A 19601-nucleotide genomic window follows, 5' to 3' on the forward strand; every position below is an offset into this window, starting at 1 on the left:
CCATGATTGCAATTTTTGGTGGCACTTTTGACCCCATTCATTTTGGGCACCTTAATATGGCGCAGCAATGCGTTGCGACCTTTAAATTACACTCACTTTATTTTATGCCCTGTGCAATACCCGCACACAAAGCGGCACCGGGTATCAGCACCGAGCATCGTATTGCAATGCTTAAAACCGCAATTAAACCATATTCGCAGTTTAGGCTTGATTTACGAGAACTAAAACGCAGCGGCCCGTCGTATTCTTTATTAAGCTTGCAAGAGCTAAGAGCAGAAAATCCCGATACCCCTATTTTATTTTTAATTGGTATGGACTCATTCAACAACCTTGATAAATGGTATCAGTGGCAAACAATAACGAGTCTATGCCATATAGTGGTGTATCAACGTCCAGGTCAAAACTGTGATGTACAAGGTGAACTTAAAAACTACAAACAGGAGGCTATGAGCAACGATATTTCACTACTGAACGAAAAAAATGGCGGACACCTTTACTTTTTAGAAGGTAAGCAACTGGATGCCGCATCCAGTAATATCCGTCAAGCTCTTAAAAAAAGTATTAAAAAGAGTGAACTATTACCCGACACCGTGAGTCACTATATTGAGCAGCACCAGCTTTATCAAGAGTGATTGGTATAAACCCCTCAGCGTGTTAAAATAACCGCTATTAAATTTTAAATTGAGACAAAACCTTGGATTCGAAACAACTACTCGCTTTTGCACTAGACAAAATTGACGATATGAAAGCACGTGATGTGATTCAACTTGACGTAACTGGCACTTCAGACGTAACCGATTACATGATTGTATGTTCAGGCACATCAAGACGTCATGTATTGTCAATTGCTGATAACTTAGCAAAAGAAGCTCGTCACGCTGGTGAAGAGCCATTAGGCTACGAAGGCCAAAGCGATGGCGAATGGGCATTAGTTGATTTAGGTGATGTGATTGTTCACGTTATGCAAGATCAAGCACGTAGCTATTACGATCTAGAAAAGCTTTGGGGCTAATAGCTCCCTATTTTAGACAACGCTTGGAAATAACGTCGTGAAAATACAAATGATTGCTGTTGGTACAAAAATGCCAGCATGGGTAGAGACAGGTTTTGCAGAATATCAGCGCCGCTTTCCCAAAGATATGGCACTGGAACTAATCGAAATACCTGCAGGTAAACGTGGCAAAAACGCAGATATAAAGCGTATTTTGCACATCGAAGGTGAAAAAACCTTAGCCGCTATACCTAAAGGCAATCGTATTGTCACACTAGAAGTAACTGGTAAACCACTGGATACTCACCAGCTTGCAAAAAACATGGAAAAGTGGCAACTTGATGGTCGCGATGTCAGTTTACTGATTGGAGGACCAGAAGGCTTAGCTCCCGAGTGTATTGCGGCCTCTGAGCAAAAATGGTCGTTATCAAATTTAACGCTCCCACACCCTTTAGTACGCATTATTGTTGCTGAAAGCCTTTACAGAGGCTGGAGCTTAAATAACAACCACCCTTATCATCGCGAGTAGTTTCTTGCCATGCTAAAACGAAGACCCACTATTCGCGACCACTCAGCAGAAGCTAATTTATTTGCTCGGCGTGCATTTGTGGGTTTTATATTTATATTAGCCCTAGTAGCCATATTATTGTCTAACTTGTACACCATTCAAGTTGACGACCACCAAGATTACCAAACTCGCTCTAATGACAACCGCATAAAAGTAATCCCTATTGCACCTAATCGCGGACTTATTTACGACCGCAACGGTGTTTTACTGGCCGAAAATAAGCCCGTTTATAACCTTGAAGTGATCCCCGAAGAAGTTGATGATTTAACCGCCTCTTTGAAGTCTATCAGCAAAATCATTGAAATAACCGAGCAACAACAAGCTGATTTCCTTGATGATATAAAACATACTCGACGTTTTAAAAGCCAAGTCCTCAAAGCCCGTTTAAATGAAAACGAAGTAGCGATGTTTTCAGTAAACCAGCATAAATTCCCAGGGTTTAGCATTGAAGCGCGCCTAGCGAGATATTATCCCTTTGGCGATACCTTAACCCATGCATTAGGCTACGTTGCTAAGCTCAATAGAAAAGAGCTAAACAAACTTGAGCAACAAGGTGAAGCCACCAATTACAGAGCCACTCATGATATTGGCAAGCTGGGTATCGAAAAATATTACGAGCCGTTACTACATGGTCAGGTCGGCTCACAGCGAGTTGAGGTAAACAACCGTGGCCGTATTATTCGCACCTTAAACATGGAACCACCGCAGCCGGGGGATGATTTAGTACTTACTCTCGACATTGGTTTACAACAAATAGCCCAACATGCACTTAAAGATATGCGCGGCGCTATTGTGGTAATGGATGCAAAAGATGGCGGCGTTCTAGCGCTTTATTCAAACCCAAGTTATGACCCAAATTTATTTGTGCACGGTATTAGCAGCAAAGACTACAAAGCCCTACTTAATCCAGATCTCCCGCTTATAAACCGTACCACTCAAGGACGCTATGCACCAGCATCGACTATTAAGCCGCACATGGCTATTTTGGCATTAGAAGAAAATATAGTGCAAGAAACCACCACCATGTGGGATCCCGGTTTTTTTCAAATACCAAACGTAAAGCATAAATGGCGCGATTGGCGACGTTGGGGCCATGGTCATGTTGATGTTTACAAAGCCATAGAAGAGTCATGCGATACTTATTTTTATGATGCAGCGTATCGTTTGGGGATCACTAAAATAAGTAACTTTATGGCGCGTTTTGGCTTTGGTGAACTTTCAGGTATTGATATACATGAAGAAGCAACCGCTATTTTACCCTCAAAAGAGTGGAAAGAAGATCGTTTTAAAGAGTCATGGTGGCGTGGCGATACTATTTCTGTCGGGATTGGCCAAGGTTATTGGACTGCCACCCCGATTCAAATAGCTAATGCCACTAATATTTTAGTTAACAGAGGGATAAATCACCCTCCTCATTTAGTGCAAGTAGCTAAAAAAGAAGACCAAATTACCCAGCTCAATAATGAAGAAAAGCCACCTGTTGTTCTTAATAACGAGGATAACTGGCGAATTGCTATTGATGCCATGCATAACACGGTTAAAAAGACTACCGGTACAGCACATCGCGCGTTTAAAGGGGCTACGTACGACCCAGCAGGTAAAACCGGTACCGCCCAAGTGGTCAGTATTGCTCAAGGCGAGCGCTATGACGCCGATGCACTTAAAGAGCGCCAGCGTGATAACGCCATTTACGTCGGTTTTGCCCCATACGATAACCCTCAAATCGTTGTCTCTATTGTGGTAGAAAATACTGGGGGCGGCAGCTCAGTAGGTGCCCCAATTGCGCGCCAATTAATGGATTACTATTTTGCTGCTAACCCCATTCAATCATCAGGGAGTAAAGTTCCATGACGGCTTTACATGATAAGCGTTCTATTTGGCTGCGCTTGCATATTGATTTGCCGCTTTTTATTGCTTTATTACTAATGATGGTAGGCAGCATCACAATTGTTTACAGTGCCTCTGGCCAAGACTCTGCAATGATGATGCGCCACGGTACCCGTATGGCTGGTGCTATTATTGGTATGTTTGTGTTAGCACAAATCCCTCCAGCAACTTTAAAACGCTTAGTCATCCCTATGTATTGCTTAGGACTACTCATGCTGGTTGGAGTACTCCTATTTGGTGTGAGCTCCAAAGGTGCGCAACGCTGGTTAGATTTAGGCATCACCCGCTTTCAACCCTCAGAGCTGATGAAATTAGCGGTTCCTATGATGGTGGCTTGGTATATTGGCCGTAATCATTTACCCCCTCGAGCGCTGCATTTAGTGATTGGTTTTGCCATTGTTATGCTACCTACTCTACTTATAAAAGAACAGCCTGATTTGGGCACCTCAATTTTGATTGCCAGTTCAGGTGTATTTGTGTTGTTTTTATCTGGCTTGAGTTGGCGTTTAATTGGCTTCTTAAGCTCTGTTGTTGCCTTAGCGGCATGGCCTTTTTGGCACTATGGTATGCACGATTATCAAAAGCAAAGAGTACTGACCTTTTTAGATCCAGAGAGCGATCCGCTTGGTTCTGGCTATCATATAATCCAATCAAAAATAGCGATTGGTTCAGGCGGTATAGAAGGCAAAGGCTGGTTGCAAGGCACACAATCACAACTAGAATTTTTACCTGAAAGACATACTGATTTTATTTTTTCAGTACTGAGTGAGGAGTTTGGCCTGTTCGGTGTGTGTGTTTTACTGAGCCTATACCTATTCATTATTGGTCGCGGACTTTATATTGCCGTTAATGCCCAAGATGCCTTTGGCAAGTTACTCGCGGGCTCACTCATTCTGACATTTTTCGTTTATATTTTTGTAAACATTGGCATGGTTTCGGGCTTGTTACCCGTTGTAGGTGTGCCATTACCATTGATTAGCTATGGTGGCACCTCAATGGTTACCTTAATGGCTGCATTTGGCATTATTATGTCGATTGCCACAGATAAAAGGATGCTCTTAAAATAATGCGCCTTTATAAACAACTTATAATCATTGTACTCTTTAGCCTTTTTTTGAGTGCGTGCAGCAGTTCAAATAGCCGTTATAGTATGCGTCATGATGCCGCACCACTGCGGGCACCGACCGAATTAGAGATGCAAGATGCTATTGTCACTCAGGTAGTAAAAAGCGCAAGCACCACACGCCCTTACGAAGTATTAGGCAAACGTTATACCCCTATGCTCGATGAAACGGGTTATTCAGAAACGGGAATTGCTTCATGGTATGGCCGAAAGTTTCATGGTTATCATACCTCTAACGGCGAAGTTTACGATATGTTTGCTATGACGGCAGCCCATAAAACCTTACCATTACCGAGTTTTGTACGCGTAACAAATACAGCCAATGGCCAATCTGTTATAGTACGGGTTAATGATCGTGGGCCCTTTCATGATGATAGAATCATTGATCTTTCCTATGCTGCTGCCTATAAACTTGGCTACTATAAATACGGTACAGCAAAGGTTAAGCTTGAAGCGATTACCCTAGCAGATACCCGTGCACGAAAAACCTATGTTCAAGTAGCAGCCGGCAGTACCTTAGCCAACATAGAAGCATTGGCACACACACTACGAGAGCAGTATAAATTACCAACAAATATCGTCGAAAAAGACGCTATTTATAGATTGCACTTAGGGCCGATAAAAGATGCCCAACACGCGCAACAAGTATTAGAAACATTAAAACAAAATCAATTTCAGAACGCGTTCTTGCTTTACACTCAGTAAGCCCTTTAGAATAGGGAGAATGCATATTTTTAACTTTAACCATTAATGAGTATGATGAAATCTATTAAACATAAAATTCTTACTGGTGTTTGCGGCTTAGTCTGTTCTGCCGCCGTCTTTTCAGCCACCGCACAAATTATTCCAGCCCCCCCTCAAGTTAATGCTAAAGGTTACTTTTTGGTGGATTTCACCACAGGTAAAGTGATTGCAGAAGGTGAAGCTGATACAAAACTTGCTCCTGCTAGCTTAACTAAAATGATGACTAGTTACGTAATTGGTACAGAGATTAATGCAGGTAATATCGCACCTACCGATATGGTGACTATTAGCGAAAAAGCATGGGCAAAAAACTTTCCTGAATCATCTAAAATGTTTATTGAAGTGGGTAAGCAAGTTAGCGTAGATGATCTTAATCACGGTATTATTGTACAATCGGGTAATGATGCCTGTGTTGCTATGGCTGAGCATATTGCAGGCAGCGAAAGTGCCTTTGCAGATTTAATGAATGCCCATGCTGAAAAGATAGGCATGACAAATACTCACTTTATTAATAGTCACGGTCTTGATACAGACGAGCACTACACAACGCCACGCGATATGGCCACACTTGGTGCAGCCTTAATCAAAGATGTGCCGGATGAATACGCCCTATATAAAGAAAAATCTTTTACTTTTAATGGTATAAAGCAATATAACCGTAACTCGTTGTTATGGGATGAAAGCTTAGATGTTGATGGTATTAAAACAGGCCATACATCTGATGCGGGTTACAGCTTAGTCACCTCGGCAACAAAAAATGACATGCGTTTAATTGCGGTAGTTATGGGTACTTCAAGTGAGCGTGCGCGTAAAGTTGAAAGTAAAAAACTGCTTAACTACGGTTTCCGCTTTTTTGAAACAATTACGCCTTACAAAGCGGGCGATAGTTTTGCAGAGCAACGCATCTGGATGGGTAACAAAGAGAATGTCTCTTTAGGTATTTTAGAAGACACCCCTATTACAATCCCTCGTGGCCAACATAAAAACCTGAAAGCAAACTTTGAGCTTGACGATACGCTCGAAGCACCTTTAGCTAAAGGCACTAAAGTAGGCACGCTGTTTTTACAACTTGAAGGCGAAGATATTGCACAATATCCGCTAGTTACACTTGAAGAAATACAAGAAGGTAGCTTCTTCAGTAAAATATATGACTACTTACGCTTACAAATAATGTAAGCACGAGTAAAGTAATATGAACGCCTCTTCTGTGAGGCGTTTTTTTTTGCTTGAAAAGTGCTAGAATGCGCCCCATATATACCAATCGTATTGAATGACTATCGTTGGCTTAGGTCAAAAGTAACATCATTTCAAGATTGTCATTAGCCTTTCAGTTCTAAGCTTAACGTATAAGTTGAGCCAACACTTTTGTTTGAGGAGTTCCCGTCGTGGTTGAACCTGTTAAAAACACTAAATTTGATGAGTACCTAGAGTACCCTTGCCCGTTTACATTTAAAATTATGGGTTTAGCAAACGTAAACTTAACTGATCAAATTTTAGAAAAGTTACAACCTATCGCCCCGGGTGATTATGCGCCAAAAGTAAAACCGAGCAGTAAAGGTAACTATGAGTCAGTCACTTTAGTAGCCACAGTAACAAGCGGCAAACACATTGAAGAAATTTACAACGTGATCAGCAATATCGATGACGTGCGCCATATGCTTTAAGCTATAGTTGAGATTTGTTGTGAGCGAAAACACCCTAATCGTACGCCAACTGGGTCGTCAGCGTTACATGCCGATTTGGCAAAAAATGCAAGACTTTACCGACACCCGTGATGAAAATACGCCAGATGAAATTTGGTTGGTAGAGCATGAAAGTGTATTTACCCAAGGCCAAGCCGGTAAAGATGAGCACTTACTCGCCCCAGGTGACATAGAAGTGATTAAAGTTGACCGCGGTGGGCAGGTGACTTACCACGGCCCTGGTCAGCAAATGATGTATGTATTATTTAATTTACGTCGTTTAAAAATTGGGGTGCGAGAGCTAGTTACTTGGCTTGAAGAGTGCATCATTGAATCCCTTGCAGAGTTCGCCATAGATGCATACGCGAAAGCGGATGCTCCTGGTGTTTACGTTAACGACAGTAAAATTGCTTCTTTAGGTTTACGAGTTCGTTGTGGCTGCTCATTTCATGGCTTGGCATTAAATGTTAATATGGATCTAAGTCCATTTTTACGCATCAACCCATGTGGTTATGCGGGCATGAATATGGTGCAAACTAAAGAACTAAATGGCCCTCAAAACCTTGAAGCTGCAGGTGAAGGGCTGGTAAAACACATGATCAAGAAGCTTAATGCAACACAGGTTAAGCATACTGAAGGGTTTGAAAACGAATGAATAAACCAGTCAAAATGGAACCAGGTGTAAAACTACGCGACGCAGAAAAAATGGCGTTGATCCCCGTTAAAGTTTTACCAACAGAAAAAACCGAAATGCTCCGTAAGCCAGAGTGGCTTAAAATTCGCTTACCTAAGTCAACCGAGCGGATTGACGGCATAAAACAAGCAATGCGTAAGCATGGCCTTCACTCTGTATGTGAAGAAGCTTCGTGTCCTAACTTATCAGAGTGTTTTAACCACGGTACAGCGACCTTTATGATTTTAGGGGCTATTTGTACACGTCGTTGTCCATTCTGTGACGTTGCACATGGTCGCCCATTAAAACCTGATGCCGCTGAGCCTGAAAAGCTGGCACTGACCATTAAAGACATGAAGTTAAGCTATGTAGTTATTACTTCTGTAGACCGTGATGATTTACGTGACGGTGGTGCTCAGCACTTTGCTGATTGTATCCGCGAAATTCGTAAGCATAACCCAGAAATTACCATTGAGATTTTAGTGCCCGATTTTCGTGGCCGTATGGACAGAGCGTTAGAAATTTTAATTGAAACGCCGCCAGATGTATTTAATCACAACTTAGAAACGGCGCCACGTTTATACAAACTTGCGCGCCCGGGTGCTGACTATAAATGGTCTCTTGAATTATTACGTCGCTTTAAAGAAGCCCACCCTGAGGTTAAAACAAAATCAGGCTTAATGGTTGGCCTTGGTGAAGAAATTAGCGAAATCGAGGAAGTACTTCGCGATTTACGTGCTCATGACGTTGATATGCTTACTGTAGGGCAATACCTACAACCGTCTAAGCACCACTTACCCGTTAAGCGTTACGTGCCACCAGCTGAATTTGACGCATTAAAAGAATATGCTGATGAAATTGGCTTTACACACGCCGCTTCAGGCCCGTTTGTACGTTCAAGCTATCATGCAGATCAACAAGCGGCAGGTAAAGAAGTAAAGTAATCTCTCGCAATGTATAAAAAACCGCCATTAGGCGGTTTTTTGTTTTTTAGCAGTTATTTTTACTGTTTATAAAATAACGTTAGGTTAAAGCAAGGTTACTTGAGATAATTATGCTTGAACCCATTATTTAGGTTATATATGAAATTATTAGTTCGTAACTTATCACGTGCCACTACTGAGCATGAACTTCGTACGTTATTTACGGCTCACGGTAAAGTGACCACCTGTAACTTGGTACTCGATAAAGAAACAGGCCAATCTAAAGGCTTTGCCTTTGTAGAAATGCCTAATGACATTGAAGTTAAAGGCGCAATTAAAGCGCTTAATCAAACCACAGTAGACAAAAGCAAAATCCGTGTAAAACTAGCGGATGCTTAATAAGTAAAAATTGAGGTGTTGCAAGTTAACACATACTTTCAATATTTAACCTCAATTTATATTGCTCAAAGTTTTAGTTATGACGCTTTGAGCAATATAATTAATTAGGTTTATACCTGAGTCAAAATCCCTTTTAAGACCTGCTGCTTACTTACTATATCCTTGTATAAGGCAAATTGGTTTTTTGCGCGATCTAAGTTGTGTCTCTTATGTTTAACGCTAAAGTAATTATCACCATCTATATAATCAGTTAAAAATCGTAAGCCAATCATAAAGGGCATCACTTTAGCACCTAACCAAAAGCTTTGTTTCTCGGCAGGCGTCAATACCGCCTTTAAGGGCTCAACATAGCCTTTAACAATCGCTGCAAAAATATCTTCACGAACACCTACCTTTTCAAGCGCCGTTGAATCTTCTTGCTCTGCAGAGCAGAATGTTCTAACCATATCGCCAAAGTCATTAAGCCAATAACCAGGCATACAGGTGTCTAAATCTATCACCGCTTTTGCATTATTAGAGTCTAAGCAAAATAGCATGTTGTTTATTTTAGTATCGTTATGGCACACACGAATAGGCACTTTTCCCTCAAGGGCATTAAGCTCATCGATAAGTGAAAGCTGCGACAGGCAAAAATCAACTTCTTCCTGACAATGAGCCAAACGTTTATGAGGATCGGTGCTAACAACTTGCTTGAAGACTTCTGCACGCATGGCCAAGTTATGAAAATTGGGAATAACCGCATGTAAATTGTTCGCGTCAAAGTCTTGTAGCGCTTGTGCAAATTGGCCAAATGCATTGGCCGCTGTTTGTGCCTGGCTAGCAGTATTAACCACATCTTCACTGTAGCTGCCACCAATAAACTCAAGTGCTCGCCAAGTATCATCATCATCATTAACTAAATAGTCATTCTGAGTCGTCGCTACATGGCGTACTATTGCTAGATTGAATTCACCTGCTTGTTGTTTTTTACTTAAGTGTTGCTCTATTAATCGCGCATTATCAACAAGTAACTGTGGTTTTGGAAACACCACCGTATTGAGCTTTTGTACAACCAGTGACCGCTTCGAAGTGCTTAATAACATAGTAGTATTTATATGCCCACTGCCTATGGGTTTTATGCTCGCATGCTTCTCGTCAAGGCCAAAACTCTCAGATAAATAAACTTCTATAGGAACTGTATTCATTTTCTACTTCACTCTTTTCGCCCAAGGCGACAATAATTTACACCAATTGCATTAAATTAGTTATCGATTATAGCGACAAGGAAATAACCCGATAACAAGGCGAAAATTATGATACATAGTTGTTCTATATAAATAATTTTTAACGCAGGTAGCGGGTTATTTAATACGCTAGATTGATCATGTTTTTAATAAAATTGGTACTACCATCTTTACGCTTGACGTAATGCGCACAAAGTAGCCGCAATGCTTGTCAGTTCTGATTTATAGGTAACACCAAACCAAGGCTCTTTTGCAGTGTATACAAATACAGGTTGTGCTTTTACATTAATAGCTTTCTGGATTTGATCGGGTAAGTAGTACTCTTGCTGAGTATTCACGTTATATTGTTGTAAAAACGTTTCAAAGCCTTGTTGCAAATAGTCAAAAAAGCAAGGGGTGATCCCCCAAAAACTCATCGAGCCTAGGGAGTTTGGGCTAATTTTCTCACGTAAACCCTGTGGGTTATCGCCAAAAATATGCTCAGACTGTTGTTGAATATTCAAATACTCGGTTACGGCAACAAGCTTTCCATCCGCAATATTACATACCCCACGATTAACACCACCGTGCTCAGAAAGAGTATCAATAATCGGATACCCTACCATTGCCCATTCAGCGCTTCTTTTAAAGTGCTCACTCAGTAATACAAACGAAGATTTGCCATAATAGTCATCGGCAGTGATCACAATAGCGGGGTTATTAATGTGGGCTTTGGCACACAACAGAGCATGACCTGTGCCCCAAGGCTTTACTCGCTGGCAAAGTGTTGCTTTAAATTGTTCGGGCACCTGTTCAATGTGTTGCTCCACCAGTACCACATCAAGATCACTAGGCAAGCGTGGCAAAATAGTACGCTCTATTTCACTGCGTACCGCTTGGTTTATTATCAGCACAGCCTGCGTCACCCCTGCGCGATACGCATCAGCAATGCTCAGTTCCATAATAGTGCAATTTAGCCCTGGAATTTCTGCAATTTGTTTATTGCCACCAAAGCGACTACCTAAGCCACCTGCAAGCACAATTAAACTCAGTTTATATTTTTTCATTTAGAGTCTGCGCATTTAAGAGGGTAATTTATCAAGCCAAGTTTGTAACCACGGCTCGGTGACAGGCCAAGGCTCAAAGTCTTCACAGGCATCAATTTCTAATCGATTACCCACAGGTTTAGCTTGTAAGTCACGTAATAGTTCATCAAAGCTACGCCCTGCACCGCAAAACGTATCACCATAACTTCTATCACCGATAGCCACAATGCCAAATGGCTTATTAGTTAACATTGGAAAGGTGCTGTTAAGCTGATTATAAAGCTCTGCCAAGTTAGCGGGTATATCGCCTTGTCCTGTTGTTGAGGTGACAATTAAAATATGCGATGCATTTTTTAGATCTTCTAAACTTGGCGCTGCAAATACGCTTACCTGATGGCCGGCTTGCTCAATGGTATCACTTATTTGCTCACTTAAACGTTCAGCACCACCATACACGCTGCCTACAAAAATACTAATATGTGCCATTAATAATCCTTTTCTTCTCTTGGCCACCCTAACTGGTTGCAAATACTCAACATTGCATCACCTAGTGGCGCTTTAATTATTATCGATTCATTACTGTAAGGATGTACAAAACGCAGTTCTGTGGCAAATAACATTAATCGCCTAAGAGAAAAGTGTTCTCTAAAAAACTGATTGTGCTGGTTATCACCATGATTAACATCGCCAATTATCGGTAACGACAAATGCTTTAAATGGCGACGAATTTGATGTTTACGCCCTGTTTTAGGGAAACACTCTACCAAAGAATACCTAACTGTTGGGTATTTTCCTATAGGGATAGGCAACGCAGCTTGATGCAAACAATTAAACTGAGTTTGTGCTTCTTGAGCATCTTTATTCTGATCGGCAAATTTATCAGCAATTTTGTCTAGTTCTTCTTTTAACGGTTTATCTAAAAAAACAGATTCAGGCGCAAATCCGCGTACCAAAGCTAAATAACGCTTTGAGATCGTACCCTCAATAAACAACTGATTCATATCACGCGCGGCTTCTGAGCTTAGAGCAAACAGCAACACACCCGATGTCGGCCTATCAAGACGGTGCACAGGAAACACATGCTGACCGAGTTGATCGCGTAGCATTTGCATTGCAAATTGAGTTTCATGCTTATCTAAAAAGGAGCGATGAACAAGTAAGCCTGATGGTTTATCAATCGCTACATAATTCTCATCTTGATAGAGAATGTTCAGTTCGCCGTATTCAACTGGCGCTGGACGTTCAGTCATCTGACTCTCCAAGCAATGAATCTAATTGCGTCAGCAAAGAAATAATCTCTTCGCTTCCGGATTTATCAATGAGTGTCATTTGCGCCATAGGAGCAATTGCAAAATTACGCGGTAACGGTTGTTTCATTGTAATAATTTGTTGAATTTTTTCTATAAATACAAACTGTAACCACTGTTCAAATGCAAGCGTATCATGGCAAAAAGGGACGCTTGAATGCAACAATGCAGGGTCAACCGGCTCATTCTGCCAAAGCTGATACTTTTTAAGTAGCGCAGTTAATTGTGTTAAATAGAGTTGGGTTTGCTCAGTCATAATCACCCTTTACTTTGTATATTGCACAATTATACCCTGTTCCCTCAACAGTCGCTATGGCGTATAATTAGCGTAATTTTGTAGTAAAAACAGTTGGAAATTCATGAGTGAACATATAGCCACATTAGGCCAGCTTTTAGACGGTGCAGGAACTCAATGGCGTGCTTTTGATATTGGCAGGCATATTACCAAGCTTGATAAACAACAATTTTTAGCTGTTGAACAAGCACAAGTTCCTTACCCTTACCCATTAGCAGGCCATGCATGGCTAGCGATTCAATTTTGGGACAGTAAAGCTAGCAAAGAACCCTATGTGTGGTTTTTAAAATTCCCACTTGATGAACAAAGTAAACTCGTTAGTGCCAGCCGCGACCACTTTGCAGACATGGTAATTCAAGCACTAGGAACAGAAATTACCGGCGAACAAGCCGATGGCAAACTCGATAATAACCCTTACGTATTTACTCCTAATGCTAATAAATTAGCGGCGTTTAATGCACAAGTTAAAGTGTTATTAAAACAACCAGCCTCACAGTATTATGAGCATGCCCAGCTTTATTTTAGTGGCCAGATTGGTTTTGATAATTGGCAAAGTGTGGCGCTACAAGGCATTGCTGATTTTGCTTATCGCCTCAACAGTGCTGATAACTTAAAACACTTACACGCTGCGTGGCCTAATTTACCTGTTGAAGTATTACAACCATTAAGCGCAATGCTTGAACACATCGAAATACCACCCACGTTAAGTGAGTTATTGTTAAGTTATGGACAAACCGCCCTTAAGAATAATGATGTGGTTACGGCTTCTGCCGCGCTTCGCGCCATATCATCAGGGCAAGCAACAGGGCTTAGCGCACAACTGGTTGACTGCGCTTTAGAATCTACGCTTGGGCAAGACTCAGACATTTTATTAACTATTGCAGGTCGCTGCTTTAAACAATTAGAAGAGCCACAGCGTTTGCATGTATTTATGGATAACTGTGCGCACCATGAGAAAATAGCTGAGTTATTTCCCAGCATTTTTGCAGATTTAGTTGCAATTCCAACTATTCGCCCACATTTATTAGCATTACTACGTAAAGAAAACAGAAGCGAGACGTTAGCTCGCGCAATTGGAAGGTTATTCTCTTAAATGGCTAGTTTATGGACGTTCATACTTATTGGGGCTGTAATTTATTTTTTTTGGCTAAATCGTAAAATAGCCGAAGCAGCGAACGTTCATGCCAAACGCCAAAGTGAGCAATTGCAGGTACAACTAATGAGTGTGGCTTGTAGCAAGCGTCGGTTTGGCATTTTAAAAAGTGGTAAACCGGGCATGAAAAGCGAATTTATTTTTGAATTTTCAAGCGATGGTGAAAATGCTTATCAGGGAGTGTTAATCATGGAAGATGAAAAGCTAAAAAGTGTGGTTGTGCCACCACATAAGATATAATTTTTGTAAACAAAAAACCAAGGCGTAACCTCAGTTACGCCCTAATTGCCAACATCCTGTAAGGTATCCTTTACCTGATCCTTGTTTATCATCCACTGAACGAGCAAACTACCGTGTTAGCCCTCCATTGCATCCTGCAATATCCTCTTGCCGCCTTGGCCGTCCTGCGTAAACTAACGCTCCTGCAATATCCTATCGCATCATCCTTGGTATCCTTTAAATAGCTCCTAGCTATTTTAGTACTTCATGTACTTCCTGTTTCATCCTTGCATCCGTGTTAACTTGTCCTTTACGCTTCCTGCTAGTCACTACTATGCTGCCTGATTCCATATCCATGGCATTAGCTCAGTCATTGAGCTATGTCGTCTTGACAAAGTAAAGTTTAAACCAAACGGCTGGGTATAATAGTGAGGAAAACTAAAAAATTTAATGTCACAAAATTGAAAAAACTAAAATAGCTATAAATAACAGAAGCTTGATGCTTATAAACGGATAAATAATGGATTTAAACTGACAAAGAGCACACTAATGTAGGATATATCTCACACTGGTGTGCCCGATTTGGAACATAGGCTTACAGATACGCCATTATGAACAACTACCTTTATTGAGCATTAGCAACTTTAAATAGTAATTCACCCTTAACTTGGTTAAATGAAAGTTGTTTAAAGTGCTCAAAGCCTTGCGATTTAAAAAATTTCGTATGCTCGTCACGAGTCACAAATACCGCTATACCAGAAGACTCAGGATTATCGTGTATTAAGCCATCTAAACCTTTAAGTAAAGTGCGACCAAACCCTTGCCCGTGAAAGTGTGGATCAACCGCAATAAACGCTAAAAAGTAATAATTCCCTTGCGGCTTTAAGGCGTCACGAATGGTTTTTTCTTTTTCAATTAATTGATTCGTTTGTAAATAACCTGCACTTAGCATCAGTTTTAATCGCCAATGCCAATAACGCTCAGCTTGTAATTGGCTATTTGACGCAAACACACAGGCAACCGCTTTTAATTTATCATTGCGGTAAAGGCCGATTAAAGGCTGCTTCTCTTGCCAAAAGCTACTGAGCTCTTCACGGATAAGTGCACGTAATTTTTTTTCATAATCGAGCGGGTTGTCTTCGTTATACCCTAGCAGTGTTTGTAAAATAGGATCGTTTTGATATGCCTGATATATCAGGCTGGCTGCTGTGCTTATATCCTCTGGTGCAATATGCTGAACACTAAAGGCGTCTGTCGATTCTGCTGTGGCTGTCATTTTATTTCCTTTGTTATTTTACACCCCCATCGTTACGCCAAGTAACGCATAAGGGATTAATTTTGAACTACAACGATGACCAAATGCTTATATAACTATATACCTAAGTGAGACAAATAAGCGAATTTACATTTTAGTTAGTACGCTCATCCACTGCATTGAGTCAGATCATGCTTTAGCGACTTACTATTGAGTAAATAAAGCATAGATTCAGTAAGGGTTAAACTGGCTAGATATACCATTCCCCCCTAGAGTTAATACATATTAATTCATTTAGGAGCATTATTATGGATACAACAAAACATACTATTAATACCTTGTTCGCCCAACTAGGACTGCCGGATTCGGATGCGCAAATAGATGCATTTATTGCCTCGCACTCCATTGCCGATACAACCTTGTTGCAAGATGCTCCCTTTTGGGATGAAGCCCAACAACATTTTATTGCCGAATCGCTAGCGGTTGATGGCGATTGGAGTGAAGTAATTGATGAACTAGACGTACGTCTTCGTCAAAAATAATTAATTTTATGGCGCATTTTAATGTGCCTTAGCCACTTTATTGATACCATACCCGCTCGCAGCGTCAATGTTGCGAGCTTACTTTATAAAAGAGTTATAATTGAATGAATGCTGCTGTATTTGAAGCTATTAAAGTCCTTCTTGATGAAGGCAAAGTTCCCACTGTTGCACTAACTAAAAGTCGTTTAACAACACCGACCCCAATGCCGGTTATTATTGCTGCGGTGAGTCAATATAAGAATAATCCTGATTCAATTTATAATTTAATGAAAACCCCAAAGCAAAGTGCCAGTAATGAAGGTCAAAACAGCTCTCAATTAGATAGAATTGAGCAAAAGTTAGATCAATTACTTACACTGCTCGCGCCAAAATAATTTGAGACTATAAATGTTTGTTGTTGATTTAACATTTGATTGCTACCAAGACACCACCTTAGAGCAAGCCGAGCAAGCAATAAACCGCTTGGTAAATGCATTACGTTTTAATGGCCAAATCATTGGAGAAGAATTTCCAACGGTGTTAAAAGATGGCTATTTTATAACACGCGTTATGTGTCCGACCGAAGACGCTATGCATCCACTTAACAACAGTGAATTTGTAAAACACAGTGTTGAAAAGCTTCATGATGCAGGCTTGTTAGCACCTAAAGTGAAAATAATAGGTCAAGACATTCATTCAAACGGCGCCGATGGTTGTAAAGAGCCCTCAAGCTATATTTTATATACTACCTATGTGCACACCTGCAGCCCACTGTATTGTGGCGATGACTTTTTACCCGTTCCGCTATTTAATATTCCGGCAATTGCCAATGGCGATTATAAAACCCTGATTAAATGGCAAGAAGATTGGCAAGCATGCGATCAAATTCAAATTAATGGCGCAACTCGCTGTGAATTTCCTGCACTAGAGGAAATAGCCAGCACACAAAGTGATTTGTATCGCCGAGGTAAAGATATTAGCAAACGCATCAGCTTTTTAACTAAAAAGCCAGTTTACTATTACTTATACCGTGTAGGTGGGGTTGATAAAACCTCGGAGCTTAAGCGTAAATGCCCAAGTTGCCAAGGTGAATGGAAATTACCTGAGCCGTGGTTTGGTTTATTTGATTTTAGGTGTGAGCCGTGTGGTTTAGTGTCTAATATTTCATGGGATTTTCAATAAATCCCACGCTTAAGGTGCTATGTCTAAAACATCACACCTTAAAATTACCTTATAATTATACTGCCAACGACGCTATAAATTCACTGAGGTTTTTGGCGAGTACATAATGTGGCTTTTTACCTACATACTCTAGGCACACCTCACCTGTTTCCACTAATACCGTAACAAGTAAATCATCTTGATCAGTTAAACCAATAAAAACACTTGGCGCTTGCTTTAGCTTTCGCTTCATTAAAACATGACCCGTGATATTTTGTTGCAGTAAGTCAAAGTCATCCTCATTCCACGCTTGTAATAATTCTACTTGATGGCCATCAACGCTGGCTAAAATACTGCCAGCAAACATATGGCCATAAAACTGGCTAAGTTCATCAGGAAATTCAAGCTCTAATGCGTTAGCGAGATCAGCCAAAGAACCTGTAGGCTCTCTCACTATCGCTTGCCATTGAATCATACCGTGCTCATCGGCTGTGCCTATTTCACAAGGACTTGGCCATTGCTCATCGTGGGCGATGAGTGGCTGCTTTTGTGTATTTTTGATAGTTTTTTCACTAAAGCGTTGGTGAAGTTGGGCTAATTGCATTGCAACAGACATACTGTGAAACTCATTTAATTTAGATATAATGTCCCCATTGTAACTATTTAAGAGCAAACATGACAGATTACAGCAATTCTCCCGATCTTAAAGGCAGCGTACTTGGTCAATCTACTGAGTATGTAGATCAATACACGCCCAGCTTGCTTTTTCCTATTGCTCGCAAGCTTAATCGCGACGCGTTGAGCATTGATGAAGCCGCATTACCATTCAAAGGCCAAGATATTTGGACCGGTTACGAACTATCTTGGTTAAATACCAAAGGCAAACCACAAGTTGCGGTGGCGATATTTACTTTCGAATGTCAAAGTAGTCACATTATAGAGTCAAAGTCGTTTAAGCTTTATCTGAACAGCTTTAACCAAAGTCGCTTTGGAAGTATTGACATTGTTAAGCAACATTTAATTGACGACTTATCAAATGCGGTAAACAGTCCGGTAAAGGTAACCTTATACAGCGCTGATGATTATAATTGTATTCCTTGCACACCACTTCCTGGTGAGTGTATTGATGAGTTAGATATTGAAATAGATAACTACCATATTGACGCACATTCTTTAAAGTCACAAAGCGATAAAGTGGTTAGCGAAACCTTGCATAGCCACTTACTTAAATCAAACTGTTTAATTACTTCGCAACCGGATTGGGCCAGCATTATTATTCGTTATACTGGTGAGCAAGTGTGTCGTGAGTCATTATTACGCTATTTAATTTCGTTCAGGACCCATAATGAGTTCCATGAGCAATGTGTAGAGCGTATTTACAGCGACCTAACCACTCAATTGAATATTAAAGAGCTTGAAGTTTACGCGCGCTATACGCGTCGTGGCGGCCTTGATATTAATCCATATCGCTCAACGCATCATAACGATACCCCTTTTGCGGTAAAAATAAACCGTCAATAAGCTAAACAAAAAAGGAGCCTGAGGCTCCTTTTTTTAATCGTTAAGTTGCTTAGTTGGTACAGGCATTCCACACACATCAATGTAATTATGGCTATACGCAAACCATTCCTCACTACGACTACCTCGTGCTGAAATTAACTGTTTAAATGCATCTGAGTCTGTTTTCATTACTTTAAATCGGCTGTGATCGCTGCTAACGTCGGCTAATACTTGTAAATCTGTAATAGGATTAAACTCGCTACCACCTTTAGGTGTGCGCGCTAGCTGATGAAAATGTGCCATACCTGTAAGTACTCGCCCAAATACGGTGATATTTTTGTCTAAATAACGTGGACCTTGCCCTATGGTGACAAAAAATTCCGTGCTGGCACTATTAATATCGTTGCCGCGCGCCATTGCAAATACACCATGGCAATGAATTTGCCATGTTTGATCACGTGTTTCATTTTGCGCCACCGCAAAACCATTTAAAAATCCGGTTATTGGTGCATAACCATCCCTACCCATTTCAGTTATCATAAGCGGCTTATTCGTGGTTAAATAAAACTCGGCAGGTACTGTGCTATTTTTGGTTTTAGTTAACTTTTTACCCGTGCTATCACCACCTTGAGCAACAAACCCTTCCACAAAACGATAAATATGAGTGCCCTGATAAAAGCCCTGTCGTGCCAATTTTTTAATATTAGCACTGTGTTTTGGCGCAAGCGCTGGATTGAGCTCAATATACGCAGCACCGGTAGGTAGGGTTAGTTTTAAAATATTCTCAGGATCAACCCATCGCCATTGCTCATCTGTTGTAGCAGCAATAATCTCACTACTGGTTAGGCTTTTAACTGGCGTTGATGGCAAAGTGCTTTGCTGGACACATCCGCCGAGCAAAGCCGACGCTATAATAGTGATTACGAATTTTTTCATACCTTTTCCTTTTTAT

Annotated in this window: 25 protein-coding genes; 17 read left to right on the forward strand and 8 right to left on the reverse strand. The window is 40.8% G+C overall.

Features of this window, described 5'->3' with window-relative positions; translation table 11 throughout:
• Positions 1–2: 2 nt before the first annotated feature.
• The 11 genes from nadD (at position 3) to QL989_RS11460 (ending at position 8990) form a co-directional block, all read left to right on the forward strand.
• Positions 3–632, forward strand: coding sequence for a nicotinate-nucleotide adenylyltransferase (nadD, locus tag QL989_RS11410; RefSeq protein ID WP_290170569.1), 630 nt, complete (start codon positions 3–5; stop codon positions 630–632).
• A gap of 62 nt (positions 633–694) precedes the next feature.
• On the forward strand, positions 695–1012 hold the full coding sequence (gene rsfS / locus QL989_RS11415) for a ribosome silencing factor (RefSeq protein ID WP_010388304.1): 318 nt from the start codon (positions 695–697) through the stop codon (positions 1010–1012).
• Positions 1013–1049: 37 nt separating this feature from the next.
• Positions 1050–1520, forward strand: a complete 471-nt coding sequence (gene rlmH, locus QL989_RS11420; RefSeq protein ID WP_138604989.1) for a 23S rRNA (pseudouridine(1915)-N(3))-methyltransferase RlmH — start codon at positions 1050–1052, stop codon at positions 1518–1520.
• A 9-nt stretch (positions 1521–1529) separates the two neighbouring features.
• The gene (mrdA, locus tag QL989_RS11425; protein WP_138604990.1) at positions 1530–3410 is read left to right on the forward strand and encodes a penicillin-binding protein 2; all 1881 of its coding nucleotides are present in this window, start codon (positions 1530–1532) and stop codon (positions 3408–3410) included.
• Positions 3407–4513, forward strand: coding sequence for a rod shape-determining protein RodA (gene rodA / locus QL989_RS11430; RefSeq protein ID WP_290170571.1), 1107 nt, complete (start codon positions 3407–3409; stop codon positions 4511–4513). Before mrdA ends, rodA begins: the two co-directional genes overlap by 4 nt.
• The gene (locus QL989_RS11435) at positions 4513–5274 is read left to right on the forward strand and encodes a septal ring lytic transglycosylase RlpA family protein (RefSeq protein WP_290170573.1); all 762 of its coding nucleotides are present in this window, start codon (positions 4513–4515) and stop codon (positions 5272–5274) included. Before rodA ends, QL989_RS11435 begins: the two co-directional genes overlap by 1 nt.
• A 54-nt stretch (positions 5275–5328) precedes the next feature.
• Entirely contained in the window at positions 5329–6489 is a 1161-nt protein-coding gene (locus tag QL989_RS11440; protein ID WP_138604993.1) for a serine hydrolase, read from the forward strand.
• Positions 6490–6698: 209 nt separating this feature from the next.
• Positions 6699–6977, forward strand: a complete 279-nt coding sequence (gene ybeD, locus QL989_RS11445) for a DUF493 family protein YbeD (RefSeq protein WP_008109437.1) — start codon at positions 6699–6701, stop codon at positions 6975–6977.
• Between the two features lie 19 nt (positions 6978–6996).
• The gene (gene lipB, locus QL989_RS11450) at positions 6997–7650 is read left to right on the forward strand and encodes a lipoyl(octanoyl) transferase LipB (protein WP_290170575.1); all 654 of its coding nucleotides are present in this window, start codon (positions 6997–6999) and stop codon (positions 7648–7650) included.
• Complete coding sequence (lipA, locus tag QL989_RS11455) at positions 7647–8612, forward strand: lipoyl synthase (RefSeq protein WP_138604994.1); 966 nt, start codon at positions 7647–7649, stop codon at positions 8610–8612. Before lipB ends, lipA begins: the two co-directional genes overlap by 4 nt.
• 138 nt (positions 8613–8750) lie before the next feature.
• Complete coding sequence (locus tag QL989_RS11460; protein WP_008109433.1) at positions 8751–8990, forward strand: hypothetical protein; 240 nt, start codon at positions 8751–8753, stop codon at positions 8988–8990.
• Positions 8991–9100: 110 nt separating this feature from the next.
• On the opposite strand, the gene QL989_RS11465 is transcribed toward QL989_RS11460, so the two are convergent.
• From QL989_RS11465 to QL989_RS11485, 5 genes are all read right to left on the reverse strand, one after another.
• The gene (locus QL989_RS11465; protein WP_290170577.1) at positions 9101–10174 is read right to left on the reverse strand and encodes an aminoglycoside phosphotransferase family protein; all 1074 of its coding nucleotides are present in this window, start codon (positions 10172–10174) and stop codon (positions 9101–9103) included.
• 209 nt (positions 10175–10383) lie between these two features.
• Complete coding sequence (locus QL989_RS11470; RefSeq protein WP_290170579.1) at positions 10384–11259, reverse strand: hypothetical protein; 876 nt, start codon at positions 11257–11259, stop codon at positions 10384–10386.
• 15 nt (positions 11260–11274) lie between these two features.
• Positions 11275–11724: a flavodoxin gene (locus QL989_RS11475; protein WP_290170580.1), complete on the reverse strand. Its 450-nt coding sequence runs from the start codon at positions 11722–11724 to the stop codon at positions 11275–11277.
• Positions 11724–12488: a tRNA pseudouridine(65) synthase TruC gene (truC, locus tag QL989_RS11480; RefSeq protein ID WP_290170581.1), complete on the reverse strand. Its 765-nt coding sequence runs from the start codon at positions 12486–12488 to the stop codon at positions 11724–11726. Before truC ends, QL989_RS11475 begins: the two co-directional genes overlap by 1 nt.
• The gene (locus QL989_RS11485) at positions 12481–12801 is read right to left on the reverse strand and encodes a YqcC family protein (protein WP_290170582.1); all 321 of its coding nucleotides are present in this window, start codon (positions 12799–12801) and stop codon (positions 12481–12483) included. Before QL989_RS11485 ends, truC begins: the two co-directional genes overlap by 8 nt.
• A 103-nt stretch (positions 12802–12904) precedes the next feature.
• On the opposite strand from QL989_RS11485, the gene QL989_RS11490 reads away from it, so the two are divergent.
• Both QL989_RS11490 and QL989_RS11495 read left to right on the forward strand, forming a co-directional pair.
• Positions 12905–13933, forward strand: coding sequence for a DUF3549 family protein (locus QL989_RS11490; protein ID WP_055012793.1), 1029 nt, complete (start codon positions 12905–12907; stop codon positions 13931–13933).
• Positions 13934–14233 carry a DUF3301 domain-containing protein gene (locus QL989_RS11495; protein WP_008109417.1) on the forward strand — a complete coding sequence of 100 codons (300 nt, stop codon included), beginning with the start codon at positions 13934–13936 and terminating at the stop codon, positions 14231–14233.
• Positions 14234–14837: 604 nt separating this feature from the next.
• On the opposite strand, the gene QL989_RS11500 is transcribed toward QL989_RS11495, so the two are convergent.
• Entirely contained in the window at positions 14838–15488 is a 651-nt protein-coding gene (locus QL989_RS11500; protein ID WP_290170583.1) for a GNAT family N-acetyltransferase, read from the reverse strand.
• Positions 15489–15775: 287 nt separating this feature from the next.
• Between QL989_RS11500 and QL989_RS11505 the strand changes: the two genes are divergently transcribed.
• The 3 genes from QL989_RS11505 (at position 15776) to QL989_RS11515 (ending at position 17170) form a co-directional block, all read left to right on the forward strand.
• Complete coding sequence (locus QL989_RS11505; RefSeq protein ID WP_010388246.1) at positions 15776–16009, forward strand: DUF2789 domain-containing protein; 234 nt, start codon at positions 15776–15778, stop codon at positions 16007–16009.
• A gap of 104 nt (positions 16010–16113) precedes the next feature.
• The gene (locus tag QL989_RS11510; RefSeq protein ID WP_054202444.1) at positions 16114–16383 is read left to right on the forward strand and encodes a hypothetical protein; all 270 of its coding nucleotides are present in this window, start codon (positions 16114–16116) and stop codon (positions 16381–16383) included.
• 13 nt (positions 16384–16396) lie between these two features.
• Entirely contained in the window at positions 16397–17170 is a 774-nt protein-coding gene (locus QL989_RS11515) for a Zn-ribbon-containing protein (RefSeq protein WP_138605000.1), read from the forward strand.
• Between the two features lie 55 nt (positions 17171–17225).
• Here the strand turns inward: QL989_RS11515 and syd are convergent, their stop codons facing one another.
• The gene (gene syd, locus QL989_RS11520) at positions 17226–17765 is read right to left on the reverse strand and encodes a SecY-interacting protein (RefSeq protein ID WP_138605001.1); all 540 of its coding nucleotides are present in this window, start codon (positions 17763–17765) and stop codon (positions 17226–17228) included.
• A 59-nt stretch (positions 17766–17824) separates the two neighbouring features.
• Here syd and queF point away from each other — a divergent pair, with 59 nt between their 5' ends.
• A complete protein-coding gene (gene queF, locus QL989_RS11525; RefSeq protein ID WP_055012787.1) occupies positions 17825–18670 on the forward strand; it encodes an NADPH-dependent 7-cyano-7-deazaguanine reductase QueF in 846 nt (281 codons plus the stop codon).
• Between the two features lie 33 nt (positions 18671–18703).
• Here the strand turns inward: queF and QL989_RS11530 are convergent, their stop codons facing one another.
• Positions 18704–19585: a peptidylprolyl isomerase gene (locus QL989_RS11530; protein ID WP_290170584.1), complete on the reverse strand. Its 882-nt coding sequence runs from the start codon at positions 19583–19585 to the stop codon at positions 18704–18706.
• Between the last annotated feature and the right edge of the window lie 16 nt (positions 19586–19601).

The organism is Pseudoalteromonas sp. APC 3224 (assembly GCF_030407535.1).
Taxonomy (GTDB): domain Bacteria; phylum Pseudomonadota; class Gammaproteobacteria; order Enterobacterales; family Alteromonadaceae; genus Pseudoalteromonas.

What these genes read in the sequence shown, in the direction of transcription:
- nadD (WP_290170569.1), top strand. Translation starts at nt 3, where the DNA reads ATGATTGCAATTTTTGGTGGCACTTTTGACCCCATTCATTTTGGGCAC.
- mrdA (WP_138604990.1), top strand. Translation starts at nt 1,530, where the DNA reads ATGCTAAAACGAAGACCCACTATTCGCGACCACTCAGCAGAAGCTAAT.
- rodA (WP_290170571.1), top strand. Translation starts at nt 3,407, where the DNA reads ATGACGGCTTTACATGATAAGCGTTCTATTTGGCTGCGCTTGCATATT.
- QL989_RS11435 (WP_290170573.1), top strand. Translation starts at nt 4,513, where the DNA reads ATGCGCCTTTATAAACAACTTATAATCATTGTACTCTTTAGCCTTTTT.
- QL989_RS11440 (WP_138604993.1), top strand. Translation starts at nt 5,329, where the DNA reads ATGAAATCTATTAAACATAAAATTCTTACTGGTGTTTGCGGCTTAGTC.
- lipA (WP_138604994.1), top strand. Translation starts at nt 7,647, where the DNA reads ATGAATAAACCAGTCAAAATGGAACCAGGTGTAAAACTACGCGACGCA.
- QL989_RS11460 (WP_008109433.1), top strand. Translation starts at nt 8,751, where the DNA reads ATGAAATTATTAGTTCGTAACTTATCACGTGCCACTACTGAGCATGAA.
- QL989_RS11465 (WP_290170577.1), bottom strand. Translation starts at nt 10,174, where the DNA reads ATGAATACAGTTCCTATAGAAGTTTATTTATCTGAGAGTTTTGGCCTT.
- QL989_RS11470 (WP_290170579.1), bottom strand. Translation starts at nt 11,259, where the DNA reads ATGAAAAAATATAAACTGAGTTTAATTGTGCTTGCAGGTGGCTTAGGT.
- QL989_RS11475 (WP_290170580.1), bottom strand. Translation starts at nt 11,724, where the DNA reads ATGGCACATATTAGTATTTTTGTAGGCAGCGTGTATGGTGGTGCTGAA.
- truC (WP_290170581.1), bottom strand. Translation starts at nt 12,488, where the DNA reads ATGACTGAACGTCCAGCGCCAGTTGAATACGGCGAACTGAACATTCTC.
- QL989_RS11485 (WP_290170582.1), bottom strand. Translation starts at nt 12,801, where the DNA reads ATGACTGAGCAAACCCAACTCTATTTAACACAATTAACTGCGCTACTT.
- QL989_RS11490 (WP_055012793.1), top strand. Translation starts at nt 12,905, where the DNA reads ATGAGTGAACATATAGCCACATTAGGCCAGCTTTTAGACGGTGCAGGA.
- QL989_RS11495 (WP_008109417.1), top strand. Translation starts at nt 13,934, where the DNA reads ATGGCTAGTTTATGGACGTTCATACTTATTGGGGCTGTAATTTATTTT.
- QL989_RS11500 (WP_290170583.1), bottom strand. Translation starts at nt 15,488, where the DNA reads ATGACAGCCACAGCAGAATCGACAGACGCCTTTAGTGTTCAGCATATT.
- QL989_RS11505 (WP_010388246.1), top strand. Translation starts at nt 15,776, where the DNA reads ATGGATACAACAAAACATACTATTAATACCTTGTTCGCCCAACTAGGA.
- QL989_RS11510 (WP_054202444.1), top strand. Translation starts at nt 16,114, where the DNA reads ATGAATGCTGCTGTATTTGAAGCTATTAAAGTCCTTCTTGATGAAGGC.
- QL989_RS11515 (WP_138605000.1), top strand. Translation starts at nt 16,397, where the DNA reads ATGTTTGTTGTTGATTTAACATTTGATTGCTACCAAGACACCACCTTA.
- syd (WP_138605001.1), bottom strand. Translation starts at nt 17,765, where the DNA reads ATGTCTGTTGCAATGCAATTAGCCCAACTTCACCAACGCTTTAGTGAA.
- queF (WP_055012787.1), top strand. Translation starts at nt 17,825, where the DNA reads ATGACAGATTACAGCAATTCTCCCGATCTTAAAGGCAGCGTACTTGGT.
- QL989_RS11530 (WP_290170584.1), bottom strand. Translation starts at nt 19,585, where the DNA reads ATGAAAAAATTCGTAATCACTATTATAGCGTCGGCTTTGCTCGGCGGA.